Origin of the sequence: Burkholderia latens, assembly GCF_001718795.1 — a bacterium.
GTDB lineage: Bacteria > Pseudomonadota > Gammaproteobacteria > Burkholderiales > Burkholderiaceae > Burkholderia > Burkholderia latens_A.
Map to the genome: position 1 here is coordinate 3,174,705 of NZ_CP013435.1, position 16,771 is coordinate 3,191,475.

The following is a 16,771-nucleotide window of genomic DNA, read 5'->3' on the forward strand; positions in this document are numbered from 1 at the left end:
CGGCATGCCGCGCGTCACCGCGTTTGCCGCCGCTCCGTCCGCAACCGTTTACAGCGAAGCCGCCGCGCGCGCGGCCGTGTCGTAGAGGCCCGATGCGTGGCGCAGCAACTGCGCCGCGTCGCCGATCTGCTCGTTGGTGAGGCCGCTGTCCTTCAGCGTCTCGATCAGGCAGTGCTCGCGCACCTCCCGATACTTCAGACACAGCTCGCGGCCCGCGTCGGTCGCGAAGAAGAACACTTCCTTGCCGCTCTTCTCGCTTTTCACGTAGCCGCGCGCGATCAGTTTTTTCAGCGCATAGGTCGCGACGTGCGTATCCTCGATATTGAGCACGAAGCAGATGTCGGCGAGCTTCTTCTTGCGTTCGCGATGGCTCACGTGATGCAGCAGCGACACCTCGACCGCCGTCATGTCCTTCGCGCCTGCGGCCGACATGCAGCGCACCATCCATCGGTTGAATGCGTTGCCGGCCATGATGAGCCCGTATTCGAGTTCCGACAGCTCCGCGCTCGACTCGGAAACGAGGTGTTCGGAAGACACGATCTTGGTCGGAGGACGCTTCATGGAAAGTCAGCGCAAGCAGGATGTCAGGGTGTGCCGAGTGTACGACAGAAGCCCTGCCATACGAGCTAGGCGAAAACGCTTATTGGGAAGTTGTCGATATTTTATTGACAATGTGCGCTAACATTGCCGTCCGAACCGTGCCAGTCCGATGACGCAACCCCGCATTTATCCGCTCGGCGATGCCGCCCTCGTCTGCGAGGTGCCGCCGCCCGCCACGCTCGATTGCCAGCGCCGCGTCTGGGCCGTCGCCGAGGCCGCGCGCGCGTGGCCCGACGTGATCGACGTCGTGCCGGGCATGAACAATCTGACTATCGTATTCGACGCGCTCGCCGCGACGGCGGAGTCGCTCACGCCGGCGCTGCGCGATGCGTGGGAAACCGCCGACGTCGGCCACGCGAACGGCCGCGAGATCGAAATCCCCGTCGAATACGGCGGCGCAGCCGGCCCCGACCTCGCGGCGGTCGCCGCGCACACGGGGCTGTCGGCCGATGAAGTCGTCGCGCGCCACGCGGCCGGCGAATACGTCGTGTTCTTCGTCGGCTTCCAGCCGGGCTTCGCGTATCTGGGCGGCCTCGACGCGTCGCTGCACACGCCACGGCGCGCAGCGCCGCGGCTGGAAGTGCCGGCCGGCTCGGTCGGTATCGGCGGCGCACAGACCGGGATCTATCCGGCCACGTCGCCCGGCGGCTGGCAGTTGATCGGCCGCACGTCGCACGTCCTGTTCGACCCGGCGCGCGCGCAGCCGACACTGCTGCTGCCGGGCGACCGCGTGCGCTTCACCATTGCCGGAGCCGACGCGACATGACCCAGAGCACCGCACCGGGCACGATCGAAGTCGTCCGCGCCGGCCCGCTATCGACCCTGCAGGATCTCGGCCGCCGCGGCACGCGCCATCTCGGCGTCGCGCAGGGCGGCGCGCTCGACGGCCTCGCGCTGGAGGTCGGCAACCGCCTCGTCGGCAACCGCCCCGACGCGGCAGCCGTCGAAATCACGATCGGGCCCGCCGCGTTCCGCTTCACGCGCGCGACGCGCATCGCGATCACGGGAACCGAATTCGGCGCGACGCTCGACGGCCAGCCCGTGTACTCATGGTGGAGCCTGCCGGTCGACGCCGGGCAGACGCTCGTGCTGCCGGCCGCGAAGCGCGGGATGCGCGGCTACCTGTGCATCGCGGGCGGCATCGACGTGCTGCCGATGCTCGGCTCGCGCAGCACCGATCTCGCGTCGCGCTTCGGCGGGCTCGGCGGCCGCGCGCTGCGCGACGGCGACCGGCTTCCGATCGGCGTGCCGCCGACGGGCGCCGGCTGCCTCGCGGCCGATGCGCCCGAATTCGGCGTGAAGGCGCCCGCGTGGTGCGCGTTCGTGCGCGTCGACGAGCCGCCGCGCCGCCACCGGCCGGCGCATGCACCGTGGGCGATGCCCGTGCGCGTGCTGCCGGGCCCCGATTACGCGTCGTTCGCGGCCGATTCGCAGCAGGCGTTCTGGGACGAGGAATGGCTCGTCACAGCGAACAGCAACCGGATGGGCTATCGGCTCGCCGGCGCGGAGCTCGTGCGCGAGCGGCCGGTCGAGCTGCTGTCGCATGCGGTGCTGCCCGGCACGATCCAGGTGCCGCCGAACGGCCAGCCGATCGTGCTGATGCACGACGCGCAGACCACCGGCGGCTACCCGAAGATCGGCACGGTGATCCGCGCGGATCTGTGGAAACTCGCGCAGGCGCGGCTCAACCTGCCGATCCGCTTCGTGCGCACGACGCTCGATGCCGCGCGCGCCGCGCTCACCGCGGAACGCGCGTATCTGCGGCAGATCGACGTCGCGATCGAGATGCGCGAGGAAACCCGCCTTCGCGCGCAATCGCGCGCAGCGTGACAATGGCAGAAGCAGGACGAAGGACGCGCCACGCGATCAGTGGACGAGGAACATCATGGAAATCGATCTGAACGCCGATCTCGGCGAAGGATGCGGATCGGACGAGGCGCTGCTCGATCTCGTCACGTCGGCGAACATCGCGTGCGGCTGGCATGCGGGGGGCGCCAATGCGATGCGCGACTGCGTGCGGTGGGCCGTGCAGAAGGGCGTGTCGATCGGCGCCCATCCGAGCTTTCACGATCCGGAGAATTTCGGCCGAAAGGAAATGCAGTTGCCGGCCGGCGACATTTACGCGGGCGTGTTGTACCAGCTCGGCGCGCTATCCGCGATCGCGCAGGCCGAGGGCGGCCGCATCGCGCACGTGAAGCCGCACGGCGCGCTGTACAACCAGGCCGCACGCGATCCGATGATTGCCGACGCGGTCGTGTCGGCGATTCACGACTTCGATCCGTCGCTCGCTGTGTTCGGCCTCGCGAACAGCGTGTTCGTCGCGGCCGCGCGCCACGCCGGCCTTGCCGCGGTGGAAGAGGTGTTCGCCGATCGCGGCTACCGCGCGGACGGCTCGCTCGTGCCGCGCAACCAGCCCGGCGCGCTGATCGACGACGAAGACGCGGTGCTCGCACGCACGCTCGACATGGTGCGCGAGCGGCAGGTGCGCGCGGTGAGCGGCGAATGGGTGCCGCTCAACGCGCAGACGGTCTGCCTGCACGGCGACGGGCCGCATGCGCTGGCGTTCGCGAAAAGGATTCGTGCGGCGTTGGAGGCGGCGGGGGTTGAGGTGGTGGCGCCGGGTGCGGTGCGGGCGGATGAAGGCGCGTAAATAATCGATCGCATTTGGCGCTGAGCACTGCAACGCAATATCCGTAGCCCGACGAGAACACTCCAGTCTTGTCACGACCATCTGTCACTCAATTCATCAAAACTCGAAACGCCAGGGCATCGTCTTGTCAGACGACCACTGGTGCCTTGGCTGGTCTCGCGGACATCGGCGCGAACCGGTGGAATACACCATCCCGGATTGCAGGGACTTGACTGACGCGGCCATTCCTTTCGATTAATTCGCACCCTTCGTACCGGTACGCAGTCGCGCGCAGCTGACACAGCACCACCGCATATCCCACATCCCCTCGCGCGCGCCAGACTGGCCACATTGCGTTGCGGCGCTCGCCGCCACTCTCCCTTTGCATACAACCGCAGCCCGACTCCGAGCCACCGGCGACTGCGCATTTTGCTCCTTTCCCCCTGACTACGGCACTCCGGCTTTCGAACCACTTTTCCACTGCTCGAACTTTCCCGTTCGGCCACTTAAGCTCCGGAAAAATTGGCATATCACCACATCGCATCCTCAGATGCATCGCAACTATCAAAATAAAAACCATGAGGAAATACATATTTCCAACAGCCAAGATGATCGATAAATTCTGGTATCACTCAATACCCCACCGGGGATAGCAGCTCCACCAAGACACCAAACTCGAGAATCACCGCAAACCCATCCCAAACAAACGTATCAAGACCCATGAAACATCCCGCCTTTATAAAGGCACCAATATTGATTTTCAGATTTATCTTAGGTTACCTAATATTTATGGGAGTTTACTCATCTATTGAAAAATTGACACACTTTCATGTTGACCACCTCCTCCTGATCGTCATCGTAATTATTACGACAATTCTGGAGCTATTTTATTTCACCTATTACAAAAAAATAGGAAGAAAACCATGAATTACGCATCCATCGCTCAAAATGCTCCAAACCATTTTTCTACGTCGAATTTCTCTTCCGAGCTCTCCGAGCTAAACATCCTTTCGGCCGAAGAACTCGCTGAAATCTCCGGCGCATGGAACTGGGGAGGAATGTTGTTGAGTGGCTTGCAAGGCTCAGTGCTCACTGGACTCACCACCGCAGCCGGTGCAGCCGCCACCGGTCAGCCGATCGGCATCGCGGGAATCAGCGGCATGGTGAGCGGCGGCCTTGCCGGTGCAGTACAAGGAGGATTGAATCATCCGCGCTAATTGATGGATAGCGCACACGGGTCGGCACTCCTGATCGGATTTGTCGGCCTACTTCTATTCTTCCTTTGGCGCATTAACGCTTCGCACAATGCGAACGTGCGCGAAATCCTTTCATGACGTCCCGCCCACGCTCCGCCCTCTTCCGCAAACAAGCGCAGGACGCACAACACGTCCCTGCCCTCGGTTCGATCGTTCTTGTGCGCCCCATCTCGTTCGCAACGGTGACTGGTATTGCAATCTGCATGGCGATGGGTGTGATTCTTCTGTTCGGATTCGGGAGCTATACGCGCCGCACGACAGTCTCAGGCGTCATTATGCCGAGCACTGGCCTGGTAAAGGTTTACGCACCACAATCCGGCGTCGTCCTGACTCGACATATCACGGAGGGAATGCGAGTAAAAAAAGGGCAACCGATATTCACGGTTTCAAGCGAATTGCACAGCACCGTCGGCGGACAAATGCACGTCGCAGTCATTGCACAAGCGCGCAAGCGCAAGGTTGCGATGCAGCAGGAGATGGACAAGCTGCAAATTCTGCAACAGAACGAACTCAACGCATTGCAAGCCAAGATCCGGAATCTGCATGCCGAACTAGGACGCATCGACATTCAACTTACGAGTCAGCAACGGCGCACCGCCCTTGCTGCCGATGCTGCGGCACGCTACGACAGCTTGCTCGCAGCTGATTTCATCTCGAAAGACCAGGCGCAGGAACGCCACGCCGGCCTGTTCGACCAACAATCGCGATTACAAGGCCTACAACGTGAACGCGCAGCCTCGGCTCAGGCACTCACGGATGCCATCAACGAACGCTCCGGACTCCCCCTCAAACACCAAAACCAATTGTCGCAGATCAAACGCAGCATGATCGACGTCGACCTGTCGATGATCGAGCACGAAGCCAAGCGAGAATTCGTGGTAACCGCTCCGGAGTCGGGCGCCGTGGAGGCGGTCCTGCTGGAATCCGGGCAGACGACCGATGGATCGCGCCCGCTCGCGACCATCGTGCCAGAGGGCGCCCATTGGCAGGCCCATCTTTTCGTACCCAGCGAAGCAGTAGGATTCCTTCGTATCGGCGACGCAGTATTGATTCGTTACAAAGCCTATCCTTACCAGAAATTCGGGCAGTACGCGGCAAAGATCGTATCGATTGCCAGTTCTGCACTTTCCGCAGCTGAACTCTCGAACAGTGGCGCACCAGTTGAGATGAGCGGCACGTTTTATCGCATTACCGCTGCATTGAGAAATCAAGACATCACTGCATACGGCAAACCGCAAAAGCTCCAAGCCGGCATGTCGCTTCACGCCGATGTGTTGCAAGAGCGGCGGCGCCTGTACGAATGGGTCCTCGAACCACTTTATAGCCTGACCGGCAAACTCTAATACGCACAATCCATGCTGCTTACCCATCGCCTCTCGCTGCCTTTTCAGCGCCGGCTACCGATCGTCCTGCAAACGGAAGCGACCGAATGCGGACTCGCCTGTCTCGCGATGGTAGCCGGTCACTATGGCCATCACGTCGACCTCGCCACGCTGCGTCGCCAATTCACCGTCTCGCTGAAAGGTGTCGGTCTCGCACGTATCATGGAGATTGCACATCGACTCGATTTCGGCACCCGCGCACTCAAGCTCGGACTCGAACAGCTCGTTCAACTTCGAGCCCCATGCATTCTTCACTGGAACTTCAATCACTTCGTCGTTCTGCAGTCCGTCGGTGCAAAACACGTCACGATTCATGATCCAGCGCATGGCCGCCGCAGGTTGCCAATCGACGAAGTATCGAGGTCATTTACCGGCATAGCCCTTGAACTGTGGCCGACGAATCGATTTAAACGACTTGATCCGGCTCCTTCAATCAGATTGCGCATGTTAACTGGTCCGATCTCAGGACTCGGTAGCTCAATCGGACAGATCCTACTGCTGGCGCTAGCCCTCGAGATCTTCACCCTGGCGTCGCCCTTTTTCCTGCAATGGGTGATCGATGAGGTCATAGTCAGCGCGGACCGCGACTTGCTCACAGTGCTCGCAATCGGCTTTGGCCTGCTTTTGCTCATGCAAGAAGGCACTCATGCCATCCGTGCGTGGATGTTGCTGCATTTCAGTACGACATTGAACGTGCAGTGGCGCGCGAACCTGTTCACGCACTTGCTCAACCTCCCCGTACGCTACTTCGAGCGCCGTCATCTGGGAGATATAGTCTCGAGATTCGGGACCATCGATACGATCCAGAAATCGTTGACCACATCGTTCCTAAGCGCGATCATCGACGGCATCATGACCGTCGCGACGCTGGTCATGATGTTCCTGTACAACCGCACGTTGGGAACTGTCGCGCTCAGTGCGATGCTAGTGTATGGTCTGTTGCGCTGGCTTTGGTATCAACCGCTTCGGCAGGCCACCGAAGATGAAATCGTGCACGGTGCCAAGCAACACAGTCACTTCCTCGAGACCATCAGAGGCGTCAAGACAATCAAGTTGTTCAATCGCCAAAGCGAGCGTCGCGCGACTTGGCTGACGCTATTCGTCGATCAGATCAACTCTGGCCTACGTACCCAAAAACTCCAATTGCTTTACCAGCAACTCAACGGACTACTCTTCGGTATCGAAGGTCTGCTGATTATCTGGCTCGGCGCGACGATGGTCATGGAAGGCCACTTTACGGTCGGCGTGCTGATGGCCTTCAACGCATACAAGGGGCAGTTCGATAGCCGGGTCGGCAACTTAATCGACAGATTTTTTGAATTGAGAATGCTCCAGCTCCAGGGAGAGCGGCTTTCCGACATCGTATTCACGGCTCCCGAAGCTGACATGACTTCGCGTCTCGTGCCCGACGAAACCGAACGACTCGCCGCAAGCATCGAAGTTGATAGCCTCACATTCTCCTACGCTGATGGCGAACCGGCCATACTCGATGGAGTATCGCTGAAGATCGGCGCCGGCGAATCGGTCGCGCTCGTCGGTCCGTCGGGATGCGGCAAGACAACATTCGTCAACATACTGCTCGGTTCCCTTGAGCCGACTGGGGGCGCCATCAGGATCGGCGGCATCGAGCTCAGCCGGCTCGGATTAGAGCGACTGCGGATGCTAATCGGAACTGTCATGCAGGATGACCTCCTATTCTCAGGCTCCATCGCAGACAACATCTGCTTCTTCGATTCCAACCCAGATCCACGGTGGATCGCTGAATGCGCGCGGATCGCTGCGGTGCATGACGACATCGTCGCAATGCCTATGGGATACAACACTCTCGTCGGCGACATGGGAACCGTCCTGTCTGGTGGTCAGAAGCAACGAGTTTTGCTCGCGCGCGCGCTTTACAAGCGGCCGAAAATCCTCGTGCTCGACGAAGCCACAAGCCACCTCGATCCGCAACGCGAACATCAAGTCAACGCTGCCGTCAGCGCACTGCAAATAACGCGCGTTATCGTTGCGCACCGCCAAGAAACGATTGCATCGGCGTCACGTGTGATTGTGCTTGCTAGTGGCAAGGTAGCATCTGAACATCCGGCATCATCGTCGTGCGACCACTCGCACGGGCCCGCACCCATGTCCACCGAGCGCTGATACTAATGAAACGCTGCGCGTCCTTTGTACTACTCGCTGCAATCTCCGCGTCTTCGTCGGCAACCCAAGCGGCGTTTCTAGACGTCTTCCGGACCCGTACCGACATACCGGCCACACCGGCCTCTCCGTTGATCGGAACGGCGATTTGTCCCGACGTGCGTGTTGATGTTCCGCTGGAGTTAGAGGATGTCATTCTTCGGGCAATCTGTGCACATCCGCGCGCGCGCCAAACTTGGTCTGTCATCCGCGCACGAGCCGCTGCTGTCGGATCGGCACGGACCGCCTATCTTCCGTCGCTCAACGCAAGCACTCACATTCAGCGTGACACCGTTTCGGCGAGGTACGACTACAGCGTCTCTGGCCTCGGTTCGGTCGACAATTCCCGGACAACATCGTCTATGCAAAGCTCGCTTGATCTGGGTTGGCTGCTCTTCGATTTCGGTCAGCGTGGTGCGAGCATTCAGCAAGCTCACGCACTGCTAGCCGCAGCCAATGCGAACCATGACGAAGCGCTTCAAACGATCTTCTTCGACGCAGCACATGCCTTTTACGCCGTCCGCGACGCGCAGGCCGCCGCTCGCACAGCGAATCTGAACGAGGAGGTTGCGCACAGAAGCCTAGTCATTGCGCAGGCGAAGCACCAGTCTGGCGTAGGATTCCTAACCGACCAACTGCAAGCCCGGACGGCCTATCGCCGAGCGATACTGGATCGCATTTCCGCCGAAGGCAGTCTACGCGTGGCAGCAGGTGTGTTGTCGGTTGCAATGGGGCTCGACGCTAACGTACCTGTGAGGATTGCGTCAGCCAAAGCGATGCCGAGCGAACATGTCATTCAGGCGGGTGTCGACTTGCTCATCGACGAGGCGAAAGCACGTCACCCCAAGCTTATCGCGGCACGCGCAATGCTCGATGCGGCGCAAGCGGACATCGATGCTGCTCGTGCTCAAGGTCGACCCACGATTTCACTCGTCGCCAAACGGATTGTGAACACCCCTTTGCATGGACAGCGTTCGGAATACGTGGAGTTGACCCTGTAATCCCGGACACAGCGTCACACTAAGGTTGCTGAATCCATTGAGCGCCGGAACTCGCGAGGCGAGCGGTACTTCAGCGCGCTATGGGGATGCTTCTCGTTGTAATGCTCGAACGCGATGGCCAAGTTGCGTGCAGCAGTCGCTGCGTCCGGCTTTGGCATGAAGGCAACGTAGTCGCGCTTCATTGTCTTCACGAAGCTCTCGGCCATCCCGTTACTTTGCGGGCTGCACACCGGCGTGGTCAATGGCTTCAGGCCGATGGCCGCTGCAAACCGGCGTGTATCGTCGGCCGTATAGCCCGAACCGTTGTCACTCAGCCACTCGATTTCGGACGGTGTATGCAGCTCGTTGCCAAACCGATTTTCCACTGCTGCCAGCATGACGTCGCGCACGATGTCGCCGCTGTGACCTGCCGTCGTAGCCGCCCAGCTCATCGCTTCGCGGTCGCAGCAGTCAAGCGCGAATGTCACTCGAAGCGGCTCGCCGTTGTCGCAGCGGAACTCGAAGCCGTCCGAGCACCATCGCTGATTGCTGCGCGCGACGGCCACCTTGCCATCGTGCCGACGTTGCGGCCGAGGCGGGGCTGGACGCCGTTGCATCAGCAGACCGTGAGTGCGCATGATGCGATAGATGCGCTTCGCATTGAACGGCACCTGTCCGGCAGCAATGCGTTCATTGCGCAGCGAGCCCCACACCCGGCGATAGCCATAGCTGGGCAAATCGCCGACGACTCGGCGGATTTCCTCGACCACGCTCGCATCGTCCGTCTGCCGCGATTGACGGCCATCGCGCCACGTCACCGGACGCGACAGTCGTGCCGATACGTTCGAGCGCGACACGCCGAGAACTTCACAAACCAGTTTCACTGGTCGTCCTCCGGCAGCGAGGGCGAGTGCGCTATCCATTTTTTTGCTCGGCCATACTCGACTGCTTCGCGGAGAATCTCGTTCTCCATGGTCTTCTTGCCGAGCATCCGCTGCAGCTCACGAATCTGCTTGAGGGCATCGGCCAGCTCTGATGCAGGGACCACTTCCTCTCCAGCCTTGACCGCCGACAGACTCCCGTCCTGGTACAGCTTGCGCCAGTGGAACAGCTGGTTCGGGTTCACGCCGTGCTGGCGCGCAACCATCGAAACCGACTTCCCCGGTTCGAAACTCTCGCGAACCATCGCCAGCTTCTGCTCCGCCGTCCAGCGCCGCCGACGCTCCGGGCCCGTCAACACTTCCATCACTTCCTGCCTGGTGTTAGTCAAAAACACAGTCTTATGCCTACCCGCTAGTTTAAGTGAGAGGCTATGTCCGGTGTTTCAGGGGGCTGCTCCAATACGCATCCGTTTCTCGTCTCAGTAGCAGCGTGGTCGGTCTCCAGCTGACAATCCCGCTATTTGAAAAGCTCTACTCCGGCCAGCGCGTCGCATATGCATTGGCCCGCGCCGACGAACGGGAAGCCGACTTGCGGAACACCGAATTACTGGTATCGTCGGAAGTCTGGAGGAGCTATCACGAACTGCAAGCTGCGTCGGCCAATTTGACGAACGCACGAGAACTCGTTGACGATGCCTCTCGCTCACTCGACATCGCTCGTGGACGCTACAAAGAGGGCGTCGGCACATTTACCGAACTGCTGAATGCGCAGACGGCATTCTTCGATGCAGAGAAACAACGGGTGATCGCCGTGTCGAAATGGAGGATTTCGCGTCTCCGGCTCGCGGCCGGTCTCGGCAATCTGAGACTATGGCCGTCGGACTGAACGAGATTAGCAACGCTTCGCATCGGAATTTCAGTGTTCGCGATCGGTTAGCTAATCCAACGTCTCCGAACCGATACGTCAGCACCCCCTTGCTCACACTCTGATGAAGCACGTTCCCGTGCGACTGCAGGAAGATAACCCTGCGCGACAGCTTTGTAGATCGCATGCGCGCGATTGTGCGCATTCAACGTGCGAAGGATATTGCCGATATGGTTGTCGACTGTTCCCTCGGCAAGCCTCAACGTAGACGCGATGACTTTAGTTGGATAGCCGATGCACAGTAGCGATAGCACTTCGCGCTGACGATTTGTCAAACGCTCCAACGCATTTGGTCCCAATTGAATGTCGGGAAAACTCGGTCGACCCTCGAACACGGACTGCAACGCCGCGGTGAAATCGTCGATCGGCGCCAGCTTGTCGATGTAACCGACCATCCCCAGTCGCTTTGCTTCGCTAAGCCAAAAAGAGCGATGGAGCGACGTCACGGCCACGCATCGATTTGCAGCGCCTCGCTCGCAAAATTGCCGCACGAGCGCCATGCCTTGTTCACCTTGACCATCGAGATCGATAAAAATCCGAAACCATCCGCAGCTATGGCGAAGCTCCTTCGTGGCACTTTCAGCGCAATTGCAAACGGTTGATCTCACACGGTCGTCAATCATCGCCAGTTTAATTTGCATTGCATGAGCGACGATAGGTTGAAATTTGACCAGCAGAACCGGGAGTGTCTGATCGCATATCGTTTCGTTGTCCATGGTTCTCGCGTCCTCATAGGATGGCTGGCTCGGCACATTGATCCAACCGTGACACGTCACCCATCTCAAAACAACGGGAAGTCACTATGTGTCGCTGCGATCGAAATGTGAAAGACGTGCCCGATCATCGAACATGCGCCTATGCTGAACGACTCGAAGCCGCGCGAGGACTGGCGATGACATGGAAAAAGGAGCCGACGCGAATTTGAAGCGGAGCCGGACAGGAGTGGTCGGATACTACGTCCAGGACTGTTGCGAATGGCAAACTCACCAGTGTGCGCGTTACTTCATGCCATAACGCGTGGGACCATGCGAGTCTAACCGCGCTCGGGAGGTCTTAATGCTCCGATCGAAGCATAAGGAGAGCCAGATACCCCCGCTATCGTCATTACCCCAATTGTAGGTGCCAGCGAACGCAAACCGAACGCTAGCCGCACTGACATTGACATCGCACTATGAGCGACGGATGCGCTGGGCGCGTCATAAGCATGTCAACTGGGCGCTGCCCATCGCCACGACCATGATCCAGGGGACCGGATACCCGCTCGCGCTGACCAGGGTGACCGCCCGCATGCGCAACAGAATCCATGGCGACGCCGGTCGTCACCAGTGAGCGACCGAAGTAACCCCAAGGCACAAAAGAAAAAAGCGCCCTCGTGGCGCTTTTCCGTTGGCGCGATCGCTGCGGCTTCGCCGTCTGTCGATTCTCGCCCCCCGAAACCGTCCGTCGACGGTGACCGGAAAGATGCTCCGGATTAAAAAACGTCCGCCGCCGCCCGATTACTGCTTCCCCCGGTCGGACGACGGAACGTTGCTTATGCCGCAAGTCTGTCGCATGCATTTGTTGTACCGACGATGTTTGGCCCCGCCGTGCATGCAGACACTCCGCGGCCGGCACGATGATACGTGCCGGCTACGCCAACCCCGCGCTTTGTTTTCTGCTACCCCGTAGAACTTATCTATTCTTTTCATTTTTTCAACTTGTGGGGTGAAGAATAGAGATTGCCAGAACCGGATGTCAATCGTTTTAAACGCTATTTTCTGACGATTCAAGGGTTTTCCTTATCGCCCCGCGACGCCGCGCATGCGCGGCGCATTGCGTCGAGGTCGCCGGTCAAACAGGGCAGGATCGATGCGCGCGGCGGCGCGCGATCAGTTCGCGTCGACGCGGTATCCTTGCTGGCGCAACAATTCGAGCACGCCGCGCTGGCCGCCCAAATGCAGCGCGCCGATCGCCACGAATACCGGCCGGTTCGGCGCGGCGATTGCCGTCATCCGTGCAACGAAGCGCCGGTTGCGCTCGTGCAGGATCTTGTTGTCGATCGACGCCGACAGCGCCTTCGAACGGGCAAGCCGCTCGCTCTTCGCAACCGCCCACGCGGAGATCGCGTCGGCGTCGCCAATTTGCCACAGCCGGTGCAGCGCCTTGATGTCGTCGGCGTTCTGCGCAGGGGTTTGCACCATGTCCTGCGCGAGCATCTCGCGCTGCTCGGCAAGCGTGAGCCCCGTGAACGCGCGCATCTGCTCGGCGAGCGTCTCGAGCCCGATCACGCGGCCGCCCTTCTTCTTCAGGAACACGTTCTGCAGTTGCGCCTCGGTGCCGAACTCCGTCTGCAGGCCAGCCGACAGCGAATCGTAGGTCTCGACGACCAGCGCGGCGAGCCACGGGCGCATCCGGCGGATCTCCGTCAGCGCAGCCGGATTGCCGCGCAGCCGCGCGGCGAGCCGCTGCCACAGCGGCTCAGGCAGCAGACGCTGCAGGCACGGGTACCGGCACACGCCGTACTTCGACACGTCGTCCTGCGATTCGAGCAGGTCGTCCGGCGACAGCTCCAGCGCGAGCGTCGGCGACGCGGCGAGCGCCGCGAGAATCGGCGGCCGGAACGGCTGGGCAGGCGGATAGTCGGACGGGTCGCCCGTATGCAGTGTGCCGAGCACGTACAGCGTGACCTTGCCCTTCGTCGCGACATAGAACGGCATGCGCGCAGGCTGCACGCGCACCGTGCCGCGCGCGACCGTGCCGTTCGGCCCGGACGGCGCGTGAAACCCCGGCAGGCTCACGCCGGGCGGCGGGACCTGCGACGGATGGATCGGCGAACTCGCCGGCGCGCGCCCTTCGGCACGCGCGGCGTCGACCGGGACCAGCACGCTGGCGGCCACGCATGCGCCGGCCAGCGCCGCGCCCGTGACCGTGCGCACGCTCCAGCGACGTGCGTTGCGGCACGCGCGCATCACGTGCGCGCGGCCGGCCTCCGAGCGGCGCGCGCGAGGCGCGCGCGCCGCCACACCATCAGGCATTCGCCTCCCCCACCTCCTCGGCGCGATGGCAGGCCACGCGGCGTCCGTCGACGTCGCGCAGCTGCGGTTCCTCGACACGGCAGCGCTCGACCGCATACGGGCAGCGCTGGTGAAACGCGCAGCCCGGCGGCGGATTGAGCGGCGACGGCAGCTCGCCCTGCAGCTTGATCTGTACGCGGCGGTCTTCCTCGAAGATCGCCGGCGTCGCCGACATCAGCGCGCGCGTGTACGGATGCCGCGGCCGCGCGTAAATCGTCGCCTTGTCGCCGAGCTCGGCGACGCTGCCGAAATACATCACCATCACGTCGTCCGCGACGTGCTCGACCACCGCCAGGTTGTGCGAGATGAACACGTAGCTCGTCTTGAACTGCTCCTGCAGATCCATGAACAGATTCAGGATCTGCGCCTGGATCGACACGTCGAGCGCGGACACCGGCTCGTCGGCGACGACGATCCGCGGATCGAGGATCATTGCGCGCGCGATCGCGACACGCTGGCGCTGCCCGCCCGAGAACATGTGCGGATAGCGCTTCGCATGCTCGGGCCGCAGGCCGACCGTGCGCATGATCTGCGCGATGCGCGCGGCACGCTCCGCGGCGCTCAGGTTCGCGTTGATCTCGAGCGGCTCCGACAGCGTCTGCTCGACGGTCTTGCGCGGATTCAGCGACGCGAACGGATTCTGGAACACCATCTGTACGCGTCGGCGCAGATCGGCGACCGTCTCGCGGTTCGCGCCGGCGACGTCCTTGCCGTCGATCGTCAGATGCCCCGACGTCGGCGTCTCGATCATCGTGAGCTGGCGCGCGAGCGTCGATTTCCCGCAGCCCGACTCGCCGACCACGGCGAGCGTCTTGCCGCGCCTGAGCGTAAACGACACGCCGTTCAGCGCCTTCACCGTGCCCTGCCCGAACATTCCGCGCTTGACCGTGTAGTGCTTCGCGAGCTGGTCGGCCACCAGCACCGCTTCCTCGTCGTGCGAAGCAGCACGCGTTTCGTGGACAGCATTCATCGTGCGCCTCCAGTCAGGTCGAGGTTGGAAACATTGAGCGGCTTGATGCAGCGCGCGCGCATCGCATCGTTGCCGGCAACCAGCGTGTCGAGCGCCGGACGCGCCTTGCGGCAATCGTCGACGACGTACTTGCAGCGCGGCGCGAACAGGCAGCCGGACGGGCGATCATCGCGGCCCGGCACCATGCCCGGCAATGCGGCAAGGCGCCGCGCACCCTTATTGTGCTCGGGAATTGCGGCAAGCAGCGCTTCGGTGTACGGATGATGTGGTTCGCGGAAGATGTCCGGCACGCGATTGGTCTCGATGACCTCGCCCGCGTACATCACCGCGACGCGCTGCGCGACTTCCGACACCACGGCCAGGTCGTGCGAGATCAGCACGAGCGCCATCCCGCGCTCCTTCTGGAGTTTTACCAGCAGATCCATGATCTGCGCCTGGATCGTCACGTCGAGCGCGGTGGTCGGCTCGTCCGCGATCAACAGCTTCGGATTGCATGCGACCGCCATCGCGATCATCACGCGCTGGTTCATGCCGCCCGACATCTGGTGCGGGAACGCCGCGATGCGATTCTTCGCATCCGGAATGCCGACCTGGTCGAGCAGTTCGAGCGCGCGCCGGTGCAGCGCGTCGCCGCGCAGGCCTTCGTGCAGCTTCAGCACCTCCTTGATCTGGTAGCCGACCGTGTAGCTCGGGTTCAGGCTCGTCAGCGCGTCCTGGAACACCATCGCGATGTCCTTGCCGACGATCGCGCGGCGCGCCTTCGGCGACGCCTTCAGCAAATCCACGCCGTTGAACGTGATCTCGTCGGCGGTCACCTTGCCCGGTGCGTCGATCAGGCCCATCAGCGCCATCATCGTCACGCTCTTGCCCGAGCCCGATTCGCCGACGACGCCCACCACCTCGCCCGGCGCGATCGACAGGTTGATCCGGTCGACTGCGGGCAGGCCGTTGAAGTTCACCGCGAGATTGCGGATAGTCAGTAGATCTTGGCTCATGGTCATGCCATCCGCTTCAGTTTGGGATCCAGCGCGTCGCGCAGCCCGTCGCCGAGCAGGTTGATCGCGAGCACCGAAATCAGGATCGACAGGCCGGGCATCGTCACGATCCACCACGCGTTGTCGATGTAGTCGCGCGCGGACGCGAGCATCGCGCCCCACTCGGCGGTCGGCGGCTGCACGCCGAGGCCGAGGAAGCCGAGCGCGGCCGCATCGAGAATGGCCGACGAGAAGCCGAGCGTCGCCTGCACGATCAGCGGCGCCGTGCAGTTCGGCAGCACTTGCGAGAACATCAGGCGCAGCGTGCCGGCGCCGGCCACGCGCGACGCCGTCACGTACTCCTTTTGCAGCTCGCCGAGCGCCGACGCGCGCGTGAGACGCACATAGGCCGGCAGCGCGACGATCGCGATCGCGAACATCGTGTTGGTGAGGCCCGGCCCGATGATCGCGACGACCGCGACTGCGAGCAGCAGCGACGGCAGCGCGAGCAGCACGTCCATGATGCGCATCACCGGCGTGTCGGCCCACTTCTGGAAGAACGCGGCGATCAGCCCGAGCACGATGCCGGGGATCAGCGCGAGCACGACCGACACGAAGCCGATCCAGAACGACATCCGCGCGCCGAACATCAGCCGCGACAGGATGTCGCGACCCGCTTCGTCGGTGCCGAGGATGAACTGCCAGTTGCCGCCGGCGAGCCACGCGGGCGGGATTTTCACGTAGTCGCGGTACTGCTCGACCGGGCTGTGCGGCGCGATCAGCGGCGCGAAGATCGCGACCAGGATCAGCAGCAGCACGACGATGCCGGCGCCGACGGCGCCGCGGTTGCGCGAGAAGTTGGCCCAGAACTCGCGCAGCGCGAGCGCACGGCCGCCGGCCGGCGCGGATTCGGTCGGCAGAGTATTTTGCAGATTGCTCATGG

General features: G+C 62.0%; 14 protein-coding genes and 1 pseudogene. 8 read left to right on the forward strand and 7 right to left on the reverse strand.

The genetic code is table 11. From position 1 onward, the window contains the following. Positions 1–48: 48 nt before the first annotated feature. Positions 49–561 carry a winged helix DNA-binding protein gene (locus WK25_RS14710; RefSeq protein WP_035971582.1) on the reverse strand — a complete coding sequence of 171 codons (513 nt, stop codon included), beginning with the start codon at positions 559–561 and terminating at the stop codon, positions 49–51. A gap of 148 nt (positions 562–709) precedes the next feature. On the opposite strand from WK25_RS14710, the gene pxpB reads away from it, so the two are divergent. From pxpB to WK25_RS30425, 7 genes are all read left to right on the forward strand, one after another. Beyond that, positions 710–1,366 carry a 5-oxoprolinase subunit PxpB gene (gene pxpB / locus WK25_RS14715; RefSeq protein ID WP_040142424.1) on the forward strand — a complete coding sequence of 219 codons (657 nt, stop codon included), beginning with the start codon at positions 710–712 and terminating at the stop codon, positions 1,364–1,366. Next, positions 1,363–2,430: a biotin-dependent carboxyltransferase family protein gene (locus WK25_RS14720; RefSeq protein WP_069241845.1), complete on the forward strand. Its 1,068-nt coding sequence runs from the start codon at positions 1,363–1,365 to the stop codon at positions 2,428–2,430. The genes pxpB and WK25_RS14720 overlap by 4 nt, the downstream gene beginning before the upstream one ends. A gap of 55 nt (positions 2,431–2,485) precedes the next feature. Beyond that, positions 2,486–3,250, forward strand: coding sequence for a 5-oxoprolinase subunit PxpA (gene pxpA / locus WK25_RS14725; RefSeq protein WP_040142429.1), 765 nt, complete (start codon positions 2,486–2,488; stop codon positions 3,248–3,250). A gap of 902 nt (positions 3,251–4,152) precedes the next feature. Then, a complete protein-coding gene (locus tag WK25_RS30420) occupies positions 4,153–4,446 on the forward strand; it encodes an ABC transporter permease (protein WP_226209451.1) in 294 nt (97 codons plus the stop codon). Between the two features lie 113 nt (positions 4,447–4,559). Next, positions 4,560–5,828 carry an HlyD family secretion protein gene (locus tag WK25_RS14730; protein ID WP_069241846.1) on the forward strand — a complete coding sequence of 423 codons (1,269 nt, stop codon included), beginning with the start codon at positions 4,560–4,562 and terminating at the stop codon, positions 5,826–5,828. 12 nt (positions 5,829–5,840) lie between these two features. Beyond that, positions 5,841–8,009: a peptidase domain-containing ABC transporter gene (locus tag WK25_RS14735; protein ID WP_069241847.1), complete on the forward strand. Its 2,169-nt coding sequence runs from the start codon at positions 5,841–5,843 to the stop codon at positions 8,007–8,009. Positions 8,010–8,014: 5 nt separating this feature from the next. Then, positions 8,015–9,046: a TolC family protein gene (locus tag WK25_RS30425; RefSeq protein ID WP_083252989.1), complete on the forward strand. Its 1,032-nt coding sequence runs from the start codon at positions 8,015–8,017 to the stop codon at positions 9,044–9,046. A gap of 14 nt (positions 9,047–9,060) precedes the next feature. Here the strand turns inward: WK25_RS30425 and WK25_RS14745 are convergent. Next, positions 9,061–10,271, reverse strand: a protein-coding gene (locus WK25_RS14745; protein WP_135801118.1) for an IS3 family transposase whose coding sequence is annotated in 2 segments (ribosomal slippage) — positions 9,061–9,956 and positions 9,956–10,271 — 1,212 coding nt in all. Because the reading frame shifts where the segments join, the coding sequence is not laid out codon by codon here. 122 nt (positions 10,272–10,393) lie between these two features. On the opposite strand from WK25_RS14745, the pseudogene WK25_RS14755 reads away from it, so the two are divergent. Beyond that, positions 10,394–10,792 (forward strand): annotated as a pseudogene (locus WK25_RS14755) (TolC family protein); the annotation flags it as partial. 47 nt (positions 10,793–10,839) lie between these two features. Here WK25_RS14755 and WK25_RS30430 read toward each other — a convergent pair. From WK25_RS30430 to WK25_RS14775, 5 genes are all read right to left on the reverse strand, one after another. Further along, positions 10,840–11,547, reverse strand: coding sequence for a response regulator transcription factor (locus WK25_RS30430; RefSeq protein ID WP_083253018.1), 708 nt, complete (start codon positions 11,545–11,547; stop codon positions 10,840–10,842). A gap of 1,152 nt (positions 11,548–12,699) precedes the next feature. Then, a complete protein-coding gene (locus WK25_RS14760; RefSeq protein WP_069241850.1) occupies positions 12,700–13,845 on the reverse strand; it encodes a TraB/GumN family protein in 1,146 nt (381 codons plus the stop codon). Further along, positions 13,838–14,854, reverse strand: coding sequence for a peptide ABC transporter ATP-binding protein (locus WK25_RS14765; protein WP_069241851.1), 1,017 nt, complete (start codon positions 14,852–14,854; stop codon positions 13,838–13,840). The genes WK25_RS14760 and WK25_RS14765 overlap by 8 nt, the downstream gene beginning before the upstream one ends. Next, positions 14,851–15,849 carry an ABC transporter ATP-binding protein gene (locus WK25_RS14770; RefSeq protein ID WP_040142438.1) on the reverse strand — a complete coding sequence of 333 codons (999 nt, stop codon included), beginning with the start codon at positions 15,847–15,849 and terminating at the stop codon, positions 14,851–14,853. Before WK25_RS14770 ends, WK25_RS14765 begins: the two co-directional genes overlap by 4 nt. Before the next feature lie 2 nt (positions 15,850–15,851). Then, positions 15,852–16,769 (reverse strand): ABC transporter permease subunit, encoded by a 918-nt coding sequence (locus WK25_RS14775; RefSeq protein WP_040142440.1) that lies wholly within the window; start codon positions 16,767–16,769, stop codon positions 15,852–15,854. Positions 16,770–16,771: the final 2 nt, after the last annotated feature.